Below are 16,005 nucleotides of genomic sequence, written 5' to 3' on the forward strand. Positions count from 1 at the left end.
CCCTACGATTCCATCCACTACTGCATCTTTGTGCCGCGACCGTTATTCAAGCGTTACAGCAACCGCATTGCGCGTGACTTCGGCGTGCAGGAGCTCCCAGTGCGAGGTTGCGGCAAAGCGCCAGTCACGGTTGACGGGAAGGAATTTGTCCCTGCGCAGCCATTCCAATACCAGCCGCGCGTCGTTGCGCTTGCGCTCGACGCGGTTGCCGCGAATGGCGGCGAGGATGTGGTCGCGGCGCGGTTTACGGAAATGGCACTCGTCGGCCACCTTCGCATAGGTGCGCTCGGAAAAATGCAGGAAACGGCCGGCAAGCAGAAGCTTCTTGCGCTCGCCGGGTGAAATCTCGCCGCTGGCGTAAAGCGCATCGATCGTCGGCTCGAAATCGACCCAGGGCACGGAAAGCGGCAGCCAGCCAAGTTCCTGCGGCGCATGCACCAGCGCGACGGCCTCGTCGTCGAGCAGCCGCCCGGACTCATAATCCTCGAAGATCGAGCCGAGCCCGACCATGCCGAAGGGGGCGCATTCGGCTGCCCGCAACGCGCCCATGCTGGCGCCGCCGGCAACGGCGACATCGTGTTCGAGCGCGTACAGAATTTCCTTGTGCCAGACCGAAGGCAGATCGCCGAAATAGCCGTCGACGAGGCCGATCGCGGTGGCGCCGTCCTCAACGGCTTTCAGAATGTCGCCGGCGGCGGCCGGCGGCCGGAAGTCGATGCAGGAAGACATCGCCCTTGCCGCGGCAAGATCGCTGCCCAGGCTCGGGCCGACGAACAGCACCTTCATGATTCGGCTCCTCTTATGGTGTTGACGGCGCGCATGCCGAGCTGGATGTACTGGCCTGAGATATCGACCTCCAGGCCGGGCACGATCACTCTGACGACGGAGACCGGCAGGGCCGGGTGCGGAAACGGCACGACGACGATCTGCTCGATGCCGGTGGCCACCAGCCGGTCGGCAATATGGCCGATGGTCTCCTGGATCGTCGCCTTGCGGTGATGACGGGGCTGGAACGGGCGCATCCGGCCGTCGCCCTCGCACAGTTCGACCACCTGCTGCATCGCCGCACTCCTGTCGAGCCGCTGATAGATGCGCGGCGAGAAATCGTCGCGGCTGCCGGCAATCGCAGTCAGCCGGCTCTGCGCCGCTTCGGTGATGGCGCGCAGCGCGGCGCGCACGGGATCGGGGTGGCAGCCGCAACCGCCGCAGACATGCGACCAGCGTGCGTCGACACGGTCGGAAAGATTGCCAGGCATGATGACGGCCAGAAAGGCGGGAATACCGATATCCGTTGTCATGTCGAGCAACAGCAGTTTCATGCCGGCGCGGGTGATCCGGTCGGTCATGACGTCGATCACCGCATCGCCGAAGGAGGCCGGGTCGATGCGGCTTTCCTTCAGGCGCTCCGGCGATTTCAGCTGGGTCAGGGCCCAGGCGTCGCGCTCCACCAGCTCGCAAAGCCCATGCAGGACCGCCTCGGACGGCGTGTTGCCGGAGGCCAGCCCATCGCTCGACTGCTCGAAGCCCGGCGGCCTCTCGCCGCGATGGTCGAGACCGACAAGCCACCAGGGTACGAAGACGCTGCTGCCGGACAGGATGTCGAGCCCGGAGCACCAGGGAATGGGACGGCTGCCGATCTCGTCGGGCGCGCAGCGTGCGACATTGTCGAGGTCGATCATGGCGGCACGCTCCGCCCGCATGCTTTCGACGGTCGCCTGCGTCAGGTCGGCGGGGGCAATTTCGGCGATCCGCGTCTCGACCGCCTCCATCGCCGCCGAGGTCATGGCGGCCTCGTTGTCGATGCCCTTGCCCTGAAAGACCGAGAGCGTATGACTGTTCGGCCTCGTTGCGAAGGCGACGGGGATGTTCAGGACGTCGAGCGCGGTCAACAGACCGACGCGGGTGATGCCGAAATCGCGCAGATGCGGCCTGATGGCCGCGAAGGTCTGCGCCGGCGTGACGGCGCGGTCATGATAATCGCTGACGCCTGCCGATGATCGTTTGAGGTCACCGGCAAGCGTTTCAAGGTCGGTGAAAGCGGACATACCGATTTGTTCCTTAGCGGAACCTCAGCGCATGCGTCAGGCTCTCGAGCGCATTGGCGGAAACGTTGAGTTCATCCTGCTTCATGGCTGCTCTGGCAGCTGCAGAGAAGCGCAGCGACGGTGTCTGAACTGCAGTGCTTTCAGCATTCGTCTTCATGTTCCATCTCCGATTGGTTGGGCAGCGCCTTGCTGCCGTTAACCATCAGAGGGAAACATTACCTGCGTCATTTAAGCGTTACAGGCTTCGTTAAAAGGCCGCGCAATCAGGGAAGACCGGCAAGATGCAGGCCCTGTATCAGCGGTTCGGTATAGGCGGGATCGCGATCGGGGACGAAATGGCGGATATCCTCGCTGCGGAAATCGGGGAAGTTTTCCAGCACCACCCTGGCATAATTCCTGGCCTTGGCCGTATCGCCCGCCATAGCATGCGAGGCGGCGAGCAGGCGGGCGGTTGCCTGCTTGGCCTTCACCGGTTCCAGCGCCTCGATCGCCATTTCATACTCTTCGCGCATGAAATGGATGCCGCCGAGGTTCCAGTAATAATAGTCCGGCGGCAGCGGATTGAGTTTGAAGGCCGCGCGGCTGAGCTCCAGCGCCCGATCGAAATCGCCATCATGGGAAAGCGCGTCGGCGAAATCGGCGAGGATGTCGGCATCATTGGGATTGAGATCCTGGGCCTGCTGGAAATATTCCAGGCTTTCGTCGAAGCGGCGGCGATAGAGCGCCACGAATCCGAGCTCGCGGTAGGCCCGGCCGCTGTTCGGGTCGGACTGCTGCGCCTGCCGGGCAGCGCCGTTCGCCTCATCGAGCAGTTCCTTGTCGCGCATGCCGCGAATCAGCCATTCCATACCGAGCGCGCGCGACACGCCGGCATGCGCAGCCGAGAAATGCTCATAACGATTGAGCGAGGATTTGAACCATTTGCGCGCCTGGCGCAGATGCTGCAGATCGGTCTGGGCGATCAGCCGCTTGCCTTCCAGATAGAGACGATAGGCGGACGGCGGCGCCTCGCCGATCGGCATCGCCAGTTCGTGGCGCTCGATCGTGTCGGCGAGCGAGGAAACGATGCGCCGCGTCAGATGCGCGAAGGATTCGCTGATCTTCTGCATGACCAGCGGCAACTCGATGGCCCAGATCACCTCCGATGTCGTCGTCCGTGTCAGGCGGCAGGTCGCAAAGACATCCTCGTCGCGACCCTGGATGGTGACGTAGACCGCATAGTCGAAGCTGAGGTCGAGCGGACCGGACACGGCGCGCGACGGATCGATCGAACGGCTGAGGATTTCCAGACTCGTATGCGCCGCGATCACCTTGAAGCCGCGCTGCTGACTGAGGCCGATGGTGACGTCTTCGAGAAGCGCCCTGCCGACGCGCTCCATCAGCGGATCGGTAAAAATGCTTTCCGGCGGCAGGATGATGATGCGCGGCTGACCGAGCAGAGTGATCGCGAGGTTCGGCCCCGGCTGAGAATGACCTGAAGCCGCTTGTGCCGCCGGCACCAGGTTCAGTTCGCGGGCAAGAGCGGTGGTGCTTTCCTCCGGCTCGGTGTCGAAGTCGTCCTTCAGCTGGCTTTTGCACTTCAGATAGGCCTGACGCGCCGCTGCCGGATCGTTCATCCTGACATAGGTGCGCATCAGGGCACGATAAGCAGTCTCACTGGCAGGATCGAGTTCCAGCAGGCGCCTGGCAAGCGTGACCTGCTCTTCATCAGATCTATCGTCTGATGTTTCGACCAGCCGGGCGAGATGGGTGGAGCGCAATTCGTCGATGCGCTGGCGCTCGAAGGTCAGCCAGTCCTCGGCGCCCTGCGTCGGCGATTTGACGCCTTCGAGCAATTCGCCGTTCAGGAGGCCGCCGTCTTCGGGTGCGAGCGGCCCTTTCTGTTTCAGGATATGAACATCGACCTCCCAGCCGGCGGCAAGGCCGATATGGGTTCGGGTCGCGGCCAGCAGCGGCGGAAGGTCGGCGGGAATGCTCTGTTCGATGCGCGCCAGGAGCTGGCGCAGACTACCTGCCCGCTTTTCCGGCAGCTCCGATTGCCAGAGTTGCCGCCTGACGGTTTCGCGGTCGAGTTCGAGATCGGCTTCGGCAGCGAGCATGGCGAGAAGAAAATAAGACTTCTCCGGCAAGGGGAGTTCCTTCCCCGCCGCCAGCAATCGCGGTCTTCCGAGCAGGCACAGCCTGTTCGTCGACATTTGCCCGGATGTCCGTTGCATCTCGGTTCTCACCCCCGAAAGCCAAGGCGCGCAAACGCACCGGCGGTCAAGACATCATGTTAAAGCTATAAAGCCGCCGCGCATAGCGGCTTTGCTATAAAAAAGAAGAAATTTCATCGATTATTTGCATTTTCGCATGTCGCTCGCCGAGAAGATGCTTTGCCAACACTTCCGTGAGGATGCGGCTTGCGTTCCCTGGCGGCAGGTTATTGAGCAAACGACGGCCCGTATTACGGGCTGTCCCCGACAAAATCGGCGCCGCGCTACAGGCCAAGCGTCTTGATGTGGGCTTCGCCGGTCCGTTTTTTGTCTCCCAGGGAGCGGCTCAAGGGGTCGGGAAATCTGTGAGCATGCTGTAGGAGGGCAATGTCCTGTTGGCGAAGATCCCCTTGCGGAGGAGGACGCGGTCGGAGTGCGGACGGGCGATAACCTGGTCGAGGCTCCAGGCTTCGAGGATCATCAGGTCTGCCGGCCGACCGGCGCCGATCGTACCGACGTCGATGCCCATGACGCCAGCAGGTGCCGGGCCGGCAAGAGCGGGCGCATCCGCGTAAGGGTGGTCGAGATGAAGGATGCGCACCGCTTGCCGCCAGGTGTCCAGCATGTCGTGATCGCCATAGGCAAAGAACGGATCGCGGCAATTGTCGCCGGCCGCGGCGACCGGAATGCCAGCCGCCTGCAATTCCTGCACGGGCGTGACCCCGCGCCAGCGCGGCGTGCGGCCGTCTTCGCGATCCTGGAGATACATGTTGACGGTTGGCAGCGTGATGATCGAGAGGCCGGCATCGGCGATCAGCGCGATCGTGTCCCGCAATTCTTGCTCGCCCAGAAGCGCAAGCGAACAGCAGTGGCCGCATGTCACGCGCCCCTCGTAACCGTGGCGGATGGCGGCACGTGCCACATGCGGCAGGGAATCCGCCTGTGCCGCCTCGTCGACATGGAGATCGACATCCAGTCCCCGTTCCTTGGCCAGCGCAAACAACCGGTCGAGCAGCAGATCGATATCGTCGAGGCCTGCCCCATGGGTGCCCCCGGAGGCGCGGGTGACGCCGCCGAGCAAGCCGCCGTGGGCGGCAACGATATCGGCAAGGCGGGCGCCATAGTCGCCGCGATAGGCATCGAGCGGCACGAGGCCGGCAGCCTGCAAGGTGATGCGGCCTTTCCAACGTTCGCGCATTTCGGCAAATGCGCTCCAGGTGATTTCCGCCTGCCCCTCGTGGCTGTCGAGATGGGTGCGGATAGCGGCCACGCCATGGGCGTCGGCCGTTGCAAGACCGAATTCCATCCGTCGCAGGAGATCGTCGGCATTCCAGTGGGCAAGCCGGTCCGCCGTCGTCGCGGCGCGCGCGCCGGGATGCGTGCCGCCGGAATCGGGCGCACGTCCCATGGTGTGACCCTTGTCGAGATGGGCGTGCGCGTCGATCAGAAGCGGCCAGACGTGGCGGCCGTCGAGCGCGACTGCATCTTCGCCACCATCGGCAAGGGCCGGCGTTATCGCGGCGATCTTGCCGTTCTCGACCAGAATATCGACGAGGGCGGAGCCGTCCCGATCCACCTCCGCAGCACCAGGCACGTCATTTGCAAGCAGCGCGACCGGAACGCGCGCCTTCGCAAGACGAATGCGCTCCGGTCTCGCCAGACGGGCGGCAAAGCTGGGAAACAGCGAAAGATCGTTCATGGTGAGTCTCGATTGGATGGGTTACCGAGCGGTCAGTTCTCGTCAAACGAGGCGAGCAGACGCTCCTGCGCGAATTGCATGAAATGGCTGCCTGCGGGCGAAAGCGAGCCGCGGGCGCGGTGGAGGATATTCAGCCGTTGCAGCGAGCCGGTTCCCGTCAGCGGAATGAAGACCAGGTCGCCGGTCGCCATTTCGCGGTCGACATCGAGCCGGTTGAGGAAGGTGATGTGAGGCGTTGTCCGGGCAAGGCGCTTCATCAGTTCCATCGAATTGGTCTCGACGACGGGAACAAGGGTGGCACGCGCCGGGGCAGTCGCCTCGACGACCTCGCGCAGCGACAGCGATCGATCCGCCAGAACCAGCGGATAGAGCAGGCAATCGGACATGCGCACGGTCCTGCGGTTTGCGAGGGGATGGGCGGGCGCCACGACGGCTCCCAGCGCATGGTGGAATTCGGCGGCGCGTTGCAGCCGAGTATCGTCCGGCAGGTTGTAGGCAATGGCGATATCGGCCTGGCCGAGTGCAACCATCTCCGCAACAGTCGTCCGGTCGCCGACCATGATGCGCAGGCTGACCTGCGGATGTTCTTCTCGGTAAGCGGCAACGATTTCGGCAATCCGACCCGCAGCGAGCGTTGCCATGGTCGCCAGCGCCACCTCGCCGCGATTGAGCCCCTTGAGGGACTGGATCTGCGACCGCATCCGCTGATGCGCCTGCAGTGTCTCGCGAATGTGCTGGATGAGGATTTCGCCGGAACTCGTGAGCTTCAGGCCGCGCGGCAGGCGCTCGAAAATGGGTGCCTGCAGCTCTTCCTCAAGCTCCAGGATATAGCGGTTCACCGCGGAGGCGGCGACATGCAATGTCCTTGCCGCCTTGCGGATGGAGCCCTGTCGGGCCACCTCGTCTATATAACGCAGCGCGCGTCCATGAAGCATGATGGGTCCGTTGCCTGACGGGAGTCGGATTGACCGTTCCACGATGTCACCGCAACGGCCCATCTTCAACGTCACTTCTTGGCGAAATTGGCGTTGATGCGCCGGGTCAGGTATTCGCCGGCGGTGATCGCCTCGTATTTGCCGAGCGGACCCTCAATGACGGCATCGCGGTTTGCCTGGCAGAAGAAGGGCAGGGACAGTCGGCGGCCCATGTATTCATTCTCGCGCGGCATACGCACCCGGTGCAGCGTCGACTGCAACTGGTCGTCCGACCAGCGCATCAGCATGTCGCCGATGTTGCAGGTGATATAGCCCTTGCGCGGCGGAACGTCCGTCCATTCCTTCAGGGCTGCATCCTTGCCCGGGCACACCTGGAGCCCGCCTTCGCCCTCCTTCTGGTGAAGAATGGTCAAGCAATCGAAGTCCGAATGCGCGCCGGCACGCCACGACGTGAAGTCTTCCGGCTTGGCGCCTTCCATCGACATGTAGTGGATGAGGCGCAGCGTCGATTGATATTGGTCCGAAGACGGGTCATGCGCCTTGGTGAAGAAATCCTCGGCAAAGCCCATCTTCAGCGCGAAGCAGGAGAGGATGCGCATGCCGAGTTCCCAGTTCTGTCGCTCGAAGCGGAGCATCTTTTCGCGGAAGCCCGGAAGATCGTCTTCGCTCGGCCACAGATTGAGGCGGATCATGTCCGGCAGGGTGAGCTGGAAGCTCTCCTTGTTATCCGGCGTACCGGTGGAGGGACGGACCTGCGCCCTGAACTCCCAGCCGGCATTGATGCCCTTCGGCATCGGGGTTTTCGCCTTAACCTCCACCGGCAGTTCGAAGAATGTCCAGGCCGTGTCGAAGGCCGCGTCAATATCGTCCTGAGCGATGCCGTGATTGTAGACCTGGAAGAAACCGATATCGACCGAGGCCTGCCAGAGTTCATCGGCGATCTCGTGCTTGCGGTGGTCGAAGTCAGAAAGGTCGATGACGGGGATTTCCCGGTCAACGGTCGTGCCCATGCCGCCGATGGTCGCTTCCTTGGCGAGTTCCGCGAGGGTGTCTGTCTGGATATTCATATTATTCTCCTTACGTGAGTGCCGGCGAACCGGCGGTTGAGGAGCAATGTCCGGGCAGGGCCCGACTGCTTCTACTCCGGATGGATTTCAGCCGTTTTTCGGCAGGCTCCAGGGAAAGAGGAGCTTCTGCGTCAGGACCACGGCCTGAAATAGCAAGAGCGACATGGCGGCGAGCAGCAGCAAGCCGGCCCAGGCCTGTGGCAGCTTGAACAGGGAGGTCGACAGTTGGATGAAATAGCCGACGCCGGCTTCGGATGCGCAGAACTCCGCAACCACGGCGCCGATGACGGCAAGCGTGATCGAGATTTTCAGCGCCGAGAAGATGTAGGGCACCGCAAACGGCAAGCGTATCTGGGTGATCTCGCGGAAGCCCGAGGCGCGCAGGCTTCGCGACAGCTCGATCAGATCCGGCGGGGTTGCCGCAAGGCCCGTTGCGGTCGAGACGACGAGCGGAAAAAAGGTGATGAGACAGGTGATAACGATACGTGGCGCATCGCCGGCTCCGAGCACGACGATCATGATCGGCGCAATCGCCACCACCGGCGTCGACTGCACTACGACGAGCAGCGGATAGAGCGTTCGCGACAGGAATGGCGAGCGCATCATGACCACCGCGAGCGGAATGGCGATAAAGATGGACATCGCATAACCGATCAGCGCCACCCGCAACGTCGCGGCGATGTGCCCGATCCAGCGCTCGAAGCCGATGGAGGAGAACGAGCCGAGGATCGCGCTTGGCGGCGGCAGCAGATAGGTCGGGATCGACAGGAGCCGCGCGACCGCTTCCCACAGCAGCACCGTGCCGATCAGGGCCGCGGCGGTCGCAATGCCCGGCAACGCCAGCACCTGCTTGAGGAGAGCAACCGGTGTGCGGCTCCGCATGGCCTCACGCCGCCTGACGGGTGAGGAGGAGATCGCGGAGGTAATTGGAGAGGTCATGGATCGCCTTGTCCTTTGCAGTTTCAGGGCCGCGTGGCCGGCCGACGGGGACGGTGACTTCGGTCAGGATCGAGCCCGGACGTCCGGTCATCACCAAAACGCGGTCGGACAGAAGCGCCGCCTCACTGACGGAGTGGGTGATGAAGACCACGGTCTTCGGGCGTTGGGAAAAGATGCGCAGCAGATCGAAGCCCATCACCTCGCGTGTCAGGGCATCCAGCGCCGAAAAGGGTTCGTCCATCAGCAGGATATCCGGATCCATGAGCAGCGCGCGGGCGATGCCGACACGCTGCTGCATGCCGCCGGACAGTTCGTCCGGCAGGCGTTTCTCGAAGCCGGCAAGCCCGACCATGCTCAGCAATTCACCCGCCCGCCCGCGCTCCTCTGCCGTTACCCGGCCGGTCTTGTGGCGGGCGGGAAATACGACATTGTCTTCGACAGTCGCCCAGGGAAGCAGCGTCGGCTTCTGGAAGACGATCCCGATGTCGTCACGCGGGGCCGTCACCGGCAGACCGAAGACGTCTACCGAGCCGGATGTCGGCTTCAACAGGCCGGCGATCATGCGCAGCAGGGTCGATTTCCCGCAGCCCGAAGGGCCGAGGATCGAGACAAATTCATGCCGGACCACATCGAAACTGACGTCTCGCAGGGCTTCCGTGCGCCCGGACCGAGTTTCGAAAACTTGTCCCAGCCTGTCGAAGCGGATAGCGGGCATCGCCATCGAGGTTACTCCGTTACGGCGAAGGTGCGGTTGACCATGGTTTCCGGATCGAGCTTGGCCGGATCGATATCCTGTGCTTCAGAGACACGGCGCCAGGTTTCGGCGAGACGGGCGGCTTCGAAGCCGCCGAGGCCGTCCTTCTCCGTCACCTCGTTGAAGATCAACGGCAGCGTGTCCTTGAGCGAACCCTGGACGTCCTCCGAGCCGAGTTCCGGTACCATGGTGGTGACAGCGGCGGCAGCCTTCTCCGGATTGTCCTTGGCGAATTCGACCGATTTCTTGTAGGCGGCGATAAAGCGGGCGGCGACCTGCGGACGCTTGGCGAGGAAATCGTCGCTGGCGATGAGGGATGCGGAATAGAGCTCGAGCCCGGCTGCCGACCATGGCAGGGCAACGATCTCCTTGCCAGCTTCCTTGCCTTGGTTGCTGTAGCGCGTCAGGTCGGTCATCCAGGCGATGATGCCATCGGCATTGCCGGTCATCAGCATCGGGCCAAGTGCGCCGGGATCGGCTTTGATGAGCTTGATATCCGCCATGTCGATGCCGGCATCCTTGAGCACCAGCGGCAGGTAGACATTCGACGATGTGAAGGGCGACGTCGCGATCGTCTTGCCCTTGACGTCAGCGACGCTTGCGATCGAACCGCCCTTGGCGACGTAGAAGGCATGCGGCCCCTTGTTGAACAGCGACATGACGGCGGTTACCTTGACGCCCTCATTGGCGCGCGCGGCCATCAGGGCGCCGATATCGGAAATACCGATGTCGGAGGACGCCGAGGCAAGGCGCGATATGGCGTCGGTCGAGCCGCGACCGGAGGCGATCTCCACCTCAAGGCCGGCGTCCGAACAGAAACCTTCCTGGATACAGACGTAGATCGGCGCCTTGTCGCCACCCGGCAGCCAATCGAGCTGAAAGATCACCTTGTCGGCGGCGGAGGCGGCGCCGGCAGAAAGGATTGCGGCAAGTGCATAAAAGGCAAGCTTGGTGCGGGACATGGGTCGACCTTTCGCAATTGGTGTTCGATTTTTAAGGACGGATAGTGATCGGCGACGCGCTCCGGATCGAAGCCATCTGCGACGAGCCCGGCAATTGCGCAATCGCGTTTTTCAGGGCGCTTGCTGGCCAGGCATACAAAACAACGCTGCGCGCGAAGATGATCAGGTCCAGCGTCGATCTCTGCGGATTTCGGGGCGAGATCACTGGTTTTTCCCTGCATTAGGACATCCTCTCGACAGGTTTACCCGTCGAGCAATGTCCAGAACCGAGGCTCAGACCGCTTCTACTCGCAGGTCGTTTGTCTCATGAATATCCGGCGTTCTGCAAGATTTTAAACGCTTCAATTCTTGTGCTGAAAAAACAGGCGAAGTCCACGGTATCGAGATCGAAGTGGGCAGGATCGTCAATTATGTGATTGAAATAACGGAAAAAATTTCTCTGTAATCGAGCGGTCCGGCGGCTGAAAAATAAGCGTTCTAATATTTAGAGCGCTTAGCTCGTAATTTTCTTGCCGCACCTTCAGCTGGCATCTGCGTTTTCCGGCGCATTTTTCTTGTGAGCGACCAGCATCTGGACAGTTTCCAATGCCTCCTTCGTATGCAGGCGATCGCCCAGACGACCATGAATTGGCGTTTCAGCCGTAGTCGAGAAGGGCTTCGAGGCCGTAACGTTTACGATTGAGCTGTTTCAAGGGCAGGCGTAAATCGCTCCGCCATGAACCGTCGAGGCGCGGCCAGTCTAGAATTGCCTTGCGATCGTTCGTTCACGAAGCCCGCGCCGCCTGCTCCAGAGTGGTGAATTCGATGGCGGCCACGGGCGGTATGCCTATTATGACACGGTGCCCGATCTCGGCGTGATGATCGAGTTGCTGGAATTCGACAGCGACAAGGAAGCCCAGCCGAAACACGCCTGACGGGTCACAGGACCTGTGCAATCCGTTTCGGGCCTGTTACCGCTGTGGACGCGGCCGCGACGAAATCGAGCCCGATATCCAGTACCGGCGCGCTGTGCGTCAGCCATCCAACGGAAATGAGATCGACGCCGGAGGCCGCGATCGCGGGGGCCGTTGCCGGCGTGACGCGGCCGGATGCCTCGGTGATGGCCCGGCCGGCGACGATGGCGACCGCCTCACGCAGCTGATCCGGCGTCATATTGTCGAGCAGGACGGCGTCGACGCCGGTCTCCATCGCTTCACGCAGCTGATCGAGGGTGTCCACTTCGACCTCGATCTTCACCATATGGCCGACGCCGGCCCGCGCCCGGCGGATCGCCTCGGCGACGCCGCCGGCGATGGCGACGTGATTGTCCTTGATCAGCACCGCGTCGTAAAGGGCGAAACGGTGGTTCATGCCGCCGCCGGCCCGCACCGCATATTTCTCCAGCGCCCTCAACCCCGGCGTCGTCTTGCGCGTGCAGGCGACGGAAGCCTTGGTGCCCCTGATGGCGGTGGCAATCCCGGCCGTCACCGTCGCAATGCCCGAGAGATGGCCGAGAAAATTCAGCGCGGTGCGCTCGGCGCTCAGCAGACCGCGCGACGGGCCTTCGATGGTGGCGATCACGTCACCCGGCTTGGCCGCATCGCCGTCCTGGAGATGGCGGCGCATGACGATCTCCGGATCGACGAGGGAAAAGGCCAGTTCCGCGGCATCGAGGCCGGCGATCACGCCCGGCTGCCGGGCGGCCATCACCACCGTCGAGCGGTGATCTGCAGGGATGACCGAGGCCGAGGTGATGTCGCCGGCAAGACCGAGATCTTCGAGCAGCGCTTGCCTGACCAAGGGTTCGACGATCAGGCGCGGAAGGGGAACGAGGCTCATCAGGCACTCCTTGCAAGGGAATAGGGCGGGGTCGCGCGGGCGATCTCCAGCACTTGGGAAAGGCGCATCCGGCGGCGGTTTGCATCGCCGAGCTTCAGCGGAAAATCGGTGCGGGCATGGGCGCCGCGTGATTCCGTCCGCAAGCTGGCGAAAACCGCGATCGAGAGCGCGACGATGGCCGGATCGGCGGCAGGGCTGTTCCCTTCGGCAAGCGGCAGCAGGGCGGCGATGGCGCCATGAATGGCGCCGGCATTGCGCAGCACGCCGAGATGGCGCGAGACGATCGACCGGACGAGCGATGCATCGGCAGGCACCGGCAGGCTCTCGGTGAAGGCGCTTCCGGCAGCGCTTGCGGGGATGCCCGATATGTCGCGTGCCGCCCGCATGCCCATCACAGCCGCCTCCAGCAGCGAATTGCTGGCAAGCCGGTTGGCGCCGTGCAGGCCGGTCGAAGCCGCTTCGCCTGCGACCCAGAGACCGGGCACCGAGCTGCGGCCATTTGCAACCGTGGCCACGCCGCCCATGTGATAGTGAACTGCCGGGCGTACCGGGATGAGGTCTTTTGCCGGATCGATGCCGGCCTCGCCGCAAAGGGCGGCGATGACGGGAAAGCGCGTGGCAAAGCGGTGGCCGAGAGCAATGCGGGCATCGAGGAAGACTTTGCCGCCGCGGGCAATTTCGACGCTGATCGCCCGCGCCACCACGTCGCGCGGCGCAAGCTCGGCGCCTGGAGTGCGGGCCATGAAACGTTCGCCTCGTTCGTTGACGAGCAAGGCCCCCTCGCCGCGCACCGCCTCGCTGATGAGCGCCAGCGGCCTGCGGCGGGAATCGAGTGCTGTCGGATGGAACTGGACGAATTCCATATCGGCGAGATCAGCGCCCGCCCTTGCCGCAAGCGCGATCCCCTGGCCGAAATTGCCCATCGGATTGGTGGTGGCGTCGTAGAGCCCGCCAATGCCGCCGGTGGCGAGCACCACCTTCGATGTCGGCAGAATGGCAGCCCCGTTCGCGGTCGCGCAGAGCAGGCCGGCGACCTTTTCGCCTTCCATCAGAATCCGCCGCGTCTCGAAGCCTTCGAGGACTGTTATCACAGGTGTTTTCATCACCGCCTCGATCAGCGCGGCGATGATCGCAGCACCCGACCCGTCGCCTTCGGCATGGACGATGCGGCGGCGGTTATGGGCCGCCTCCAGCCCGAGCGACAGTTGGCCGGCGGCATTCCGGTCGAAACGCACACCGGCTCGCTCCAGCGCGGCAATTGCGGCTGGTGCTTCGGCGATGATGCAGGCGGTGGTCACGGGATCGCAGAGCCCGTCACCGGCGGCAAGCGTATCGGCAAGGTGCAGCGCCGCGCTGTCGTCGGCGCCCATGCTGGCGGCGATGCCGCCCTGCGCCCAGGCGCTCGACGTCTCCGCGCCAAGGGCGGCGCGGGTGACGATCACGGAGGGCTCGGGCGCCAACGTCAGTGCGGTCATCAGCCCCGCAAGGCCGCTACCGACGATCACCGTGCGTCCGGCAAGATGCTCGAGGACTTCGGTCATATCGCCAGCATCCTCTCGACGGCGCGGCGCGCAGCCACGGCAATTGCCGGATCGACCGTCACCTCGTGGCGGTTTTCCTCAAGGGCGGCGCGGATATTGGCCAGCGTGATCCGCTTCATATGCGGGCAGAGATTGCAGGGGCGAATGAACTCGACATCGGGATGGTGCACGGCGACATTGTCGCTCATCGAGCATTCGGTGAGCAGCACGACGCGCGCCGGCTTCTGCCTGCCGACATAGTCCGACATGACGGCGGTGGAGCCGGCGAAATCGGCTTCGGCCACGACGTCGGGCGGGCATTCCGGATGGGCGAGCACTGTTACGCCGGGATGGTTTTCACGCAGCTGGCGCACATCCTCGGCGGTGAAGAGTTCATGCACCTCGCAATGGCCATGCCAGGCGATGATCTCGACATCCGTCTCGCGGGCGACGTTGCGCGCCAGATATTCGTCCGGGATCATCAGCACCTTCGGCACGCCGAGCGATTCCACGACCTGTTTGGCGTTGCCGGATGTGCAGCAGATGTCGGAGGCGGCCTTCACCGCGGCCGATGTGTTGACATAGGTGATGATGGGCACGCCGGGATGGGCCTGGCGCAGCAGCGCAATATCCTCGGGCGTGATCGAGTCCGCCAGCGAACAGCCGGCGCCGAGATCGGGGATCAGCACGGTTTTTTCGGGGTTCAGCAGCTTGGCGGTCTCGGCCATAAAATGTACGCCGGCCAGCACGACGACATCGGCATCAACCTCGATCGCCTTGCGGGCGAGCGCCAGACTGTCGCCGACGATATCGGCCACGCCGTGGAAGATCTCCGGCGTCTGGTAATTGTGCGCGAGAATGACGGCGTTGCGGCGGCGCTTGAGCTCGAGGATCGCGTCGACGTCATTTTCGAACGTCATCCATTCGGCTTTGGGAATGACGCGGCTGACGCGCTCATAGAGCGAGGATGCGGAAACAGGATAATTCATGACCGGCTCCTAATTATGCTCTCTTTGAGCATATCATAGGCAAAGAGATATTCTCACAGTGAGCATATGTCAATTGCGGGAGAGCGGTAATTTCGTTCCGGCAAGCGCCCGTTCTTCGAGCACCGTGTGGCGGAAGCGGAAGAGCTTCGCCGGCCGGCCGCCGGTTTCGCTTTCGGTTCCGCCGGTTTCCTCGACCAATTCCTGCTGTTCGATGAGCCGGCGGAAGTTCTGCTTGTGCAGCGTCAGCCCGGCCAAGGCCTCGATGGTACGCTGCAGTCTCAGCAGGGTAAAGCTCTCCGGCATCAGCTCGAAGACGACGGGACGGTATTTGATCTTGGCTCGCAGCCGGGCGATCCCGGTCGCAAGAATGCGGCGGTGATCGGCAAACATCGCCCGGCCGAGATTGGCCTCCACCCCGCATCCGGCCTCCGAGACGAGCCCCGCCTCGTAGAGTAATTCGTAGCGCTGCAGCGCCAGATCTTCGTTCCAGCCGCCGCCGTCGAGGCCGAAGGTGAAATCCGCCCGGCGATGGCGATGGTCGCGCCTTGCCGGATCGGCATCGGCCCAGATCTTCAGACGCGTCATGATTTCATTGAGCACTGCTGGGCGCCCCTGGCGATGGTCTTCCCAGGGGAAATATTCGTACCAGCCGTGCCATCCCGGCCGGCCGGCGCCCGACTGCTCGTTGACGAGGCCGAGATAGCTGATCGAGATCGTCCGTCCGCCTGGGATGTCGTTGTTCCGGTCGCGGTCGGCGAAGGTATAGAGCTGTTCGAGATAGCCGACGGGATGTTCCGTCTGCTCCTGCACCCACTCGCGCAGCCCCGATTGCAGCGTGCGATGCCCCATTTCGAAGGGGCCTGACGGCAGCGCATTGCCGGAGCGGATGGTCATCACGCGCGGCTCGTCCCCCGTCACCGCGACGAGCACCGCAATCAATTCCGCATGCGCAAAGCCGATCGTCACAGGGGACCGAATACTCCGTTCCGAATGGGTCGAACGGATCATTCCTGACACAGGCCGGGACGGAAGCCAATGGAAAGGAAGCGCCTTTGCGGCGCTTCCCACATCATCGAGACAAG

Annotated in this window: 15 protein-coding genes; 1 reads left to right on the forward strand and 14 read right to left on the reverse strand. The window is 63.2% G+C overall.

The features are described from left to right. Positions 1–42: 42 nt before the first annotated feature. The 10 genes from NE851_RS05805 to NE851_RS05850 all read right to left on the reverse strand — a co-directional run bounded on the left by NE851_RS05805 (position 43) and on the right by NE851_RS05850 (position 10,596). Positions 43–786 (reverse strand): TfuA-like protein, encoded by a 744-nt coding sequence (locus NE851_RS05805; protein ID WP_183907622.1) that lies wholly within the window; start codon positions 784–786, stop codon positions 43–45. Beyond that, positions 783–2,045 (reverse strand): YcaO-like family protein, encoded by a 1,263-nt coding sequence (locus tag NE851_RS05810; protein WP_183902907.1) that lies wholly within the window; start codon positions 2,043–2,045, stop codon positions 783–785. The genes NE851_RS05805 and NE851_RS05810 overlap by 4 nt, the downstream gene beginning before the upstream one ends. A gap of 13 nt (positions 2,046–2,058) precedes the next feature. After that, positions 2,059–2,202: a hypothetical protein gene (locus tag NE851_RS05815; protein ID WP_164735880.1), complete on the reverse strand. Its 144-nt coding sequence runs from the start codon at positions 2,200–2,202 to the stop codon at positions 2,059–2,061. 106 nt (positions 2,203–2,308) lie between these two features. Next, positions 2,309–4,261 (reverse strand): AfsR/SARP family transcriptional regulator, encoded by a 1,953-nt coding sequence (locus NE851_RS05820; RefSeq protein ID WP_047611942.1) that lies wholly within the window; start codon positions 4,259–4,261, stop codon positions 2,309–2,311. Between the two features lie 325 nt (positions 4,262–4,586). Then, a complete protein-coding gene (locus NE851_RS05825) occupies positions 4,587–5,939 on the reverse strand; it encodes a cytosine deaminase (RefSeq protein WP_063475718.1) in 1,353 nt (450 codons plus the stop codon). Positions 5,940–5,971: 32 nt separating this feature from the next. Beyond that, positions 5,972–6,943: a LysR family transcriptional regulator gene (locus NE851_RS05830; protein WP_097630175.1), complete on the reverse strand. Its 972-nt coding sequence runs from the start codon at positions 6,941–6,943 to the stop codon at positions 5,972–5,974. A 2-nt stretch (positions 6,944–6,945) separates the two neighbouring features. Next, positions 6,946–7,941: an isopenicillin N synthase family dioxygenase gene (locus tag NE851_RS05835; protein ID WP_063475720.1), complete on the reverse strand. Its 996-nt coding sequence runs from the start codon at positions 7,939–7,941 to the stop codon at positions 6,946–6,948. Between the two features lie 87 nt (positions 7,942–8,028). Continuing rightward, complete coding sequence (locus tag NE851_RS05840; RefSeq protein ID WP_063475721.1) at positions 8,029–8,823, reverse strand: ABC transporter permease; 795 nt, start codon at positions 8,821–8,823, stop codon at positions 8,029–8,031. Positions 8,824–8,827: 4 nt separating this feature from the next. After that, positions 8,828–9,601 carry an ABC transporter ATP-binding protein gene (locus NE851_RS05845; protein WP_063475722.1) on the reverse strand — a complete coding sequence of 258 codons (774 nt, stop codon included), beginning with the start codon at positions 9,599–9,601 and terminating at the stop codon, positions 8,828–8,830. A 5-nt stretch (positions 9,602–9,606) separates the two neighbouring features. After that, positions 9,607–10,596: an ABC transporter substrate-binding protein gene (locus tag NE851_RS05850; RefSeq protein ID WP_063475723.1), complete on the reverse strand. Its 990-nt coding sequence runs from the start codon at positions 10,594–10,596 to the stop codon at positions 9,607–9,609. Between the two features lie 44 nt (positions 10,597–10,640). Here NE851_RS05850 and NE851_RS05855 point away from each other — a divergent pair, with 44 nt between their 5' ends. Then, a complete protein-coding gene (locus NE851_RS05855) occupies positions 10,641–10,820 on the forward strand; it encodes a hypothetical protein (protein WP_063475724.1) in 180 nt (59 codons plus the stop codon). Between the two features lie 694 nt (positions 10,821–11,514). Here NE851_RS05855 and nadC read toward each other — a convergent pair. The 4 genes from nadC to NE851_RS05880 all read right to left on the reverse strand — a co-directional run bounded on the left by nadC (position 11,515) and on the right by NE851_RS05880 (position 15,991). Then, positions 11,515–12,414, reverse strand: a complete 900-nt coding sequence (nadC, locus tag NE851_RS05865; protein WP_254955507.1) for a carboxylating nicotinate-nucleotide diphosphorylase — start codon at positions 12,412–12,414, stop codon at positions 11,515–11,517. After that, positions 12,414–13,955 (reverse strand): L-aspartate oxidase, encoded by a 1,542-nt coding sequence (locus tag NE851_RS05870; protein WP_254955508.1) that lies wholly within the window; start codon positions 13,953–13,955, stop codon positions 12,414–12,416. The genes nadC and NE851_RS05870 overlap by 1 nt, the downstream gene beginning before the upstream one ends. After that, positions 13,952–14,923, reverse strand: a complete 972-nt coding sequence (gene nadA, locus NE851_RS05875) for a quinolinate synthase NadA (RefSeq protein ID WP_097630178.1) — start codon at positions 14,921–14,923, stop codon at positions 13,952–13,954. Before nadA ends, NE851_RS05870 begins: the two co-directional genes overlap by 4 nt. Positions 14,924–14,992: 69 nt before the next feature. Then, positions 14,993–15,991: an NUDIX hydrolase gene (locus NE851_RS05880; RefSeq protein WP_174824420.1), complete on the reverse strand. Its 999-nt coding sequence runs from the start codon at positions 15,989–15,991 to the stop codon at positions 14,993–14,995. Positions 15,992–16,005 lie beyond the last annotated feature (14 nt).

This window comes from Rhizobium anhuiense bv. trifolii, from assembly GCF_024346605.1.
Classification (GTDB): domain Bacteria; phylum Pseudomonadota; class Alphaproteobacteria; order Rhizobiales; family Rhizobiaceae; genus Rhizobium; species Rhizobium anhuiense.

Excerpts from the sequence above, each read along its gene's own strand:
- NE851_RS05805 (WP_183907622.1), bottom strand. The coding sequence starts at position 786 with ATGAAGGTGCTGTTCGTCGGCCCGAGCCTGGGCAGCGATCTTGCCGCG.
- NE851_RS05810 (WP_183902907.1), bottom strand. The coding sequence starts at position 2,045 with ATGTCCGCTTTCACCGACCTTGAAACGCTTGCCGGTGACCTCAAACGA.
- NE851_RS05815 (WP_164735880.1), bottom strand. The coding sequence starts at position 2,202 with ATGAAGACGAATGCTGAAAGCACTGCAGTTCAGACACCGTCGCTGCGC.
- NE851_RS05820 (WP_047611942.1), bottom strand. The coding sequence starts at position 4,261 with ATGCAACGGACATCCGGGCAAATGTCGACGAACAGGCTGTGCCTGCTC.
- NE851_RS05825 (WP_063475718.1), bottom strand. The coding sequence starts at position 5,939 with ATGAACGATCTTTCGCTGTTTCCCAGCTTTGCCGCCCGTCTGGCGAGA.
- NE851_RS05835 (WP_063475720.1), bottom strand. The coding sequence starts at position 7,941 with ATGAATATCCAGACAGACACCCTCGCGGAACTCGCCAAGGAAGCGACC.
- NE851_RS05840 (WP_063475721.1), bottom strand. The coding sequence starts at position 8,823 with ATGCGGAGCCGCACACCGGTTGCTCTCCTCAAGCAGGTGCTGGCGTTG.
- NE851_RS05845 (WP_063475722.1), bottom strand. The coding sequence starts at position 9,601 with ATGGCGATGCCCGCTATCCGCTTCGACAGGCTGGGACAAGTTTTCGAA.
- NE851_RS05850 (WP_063475723.1), bottom strand. The coding sequence starts at position 10,596 with ATGTCCCGCACCAAGCTTGCCTTTTATGCACTTGCCGCAATCCTTTCT.
- nadC (WP_254955507.1), bottom strand. The coding sequence starts at position 12,414 with ATGAGCCTCGTTCCCCTTCCGCGCCTGATCGTCGAACCCTTGGTCAGG.
- NE851_RS05870 (WP_254955508.1), bottom strand. The coding sequence starts at position 13,955 with ATGACCGAAGTCCTCGAGCATCTTGCCGGACGCACGGTGATCGTCGGT.
- nadA (WP_097630178.1), bottom strand. The coding sequence starts at position 14,923 with ATGAATTATCCTGTTTCCGCATCCTCGCTCTATGAGCGCGTCAGCCGC.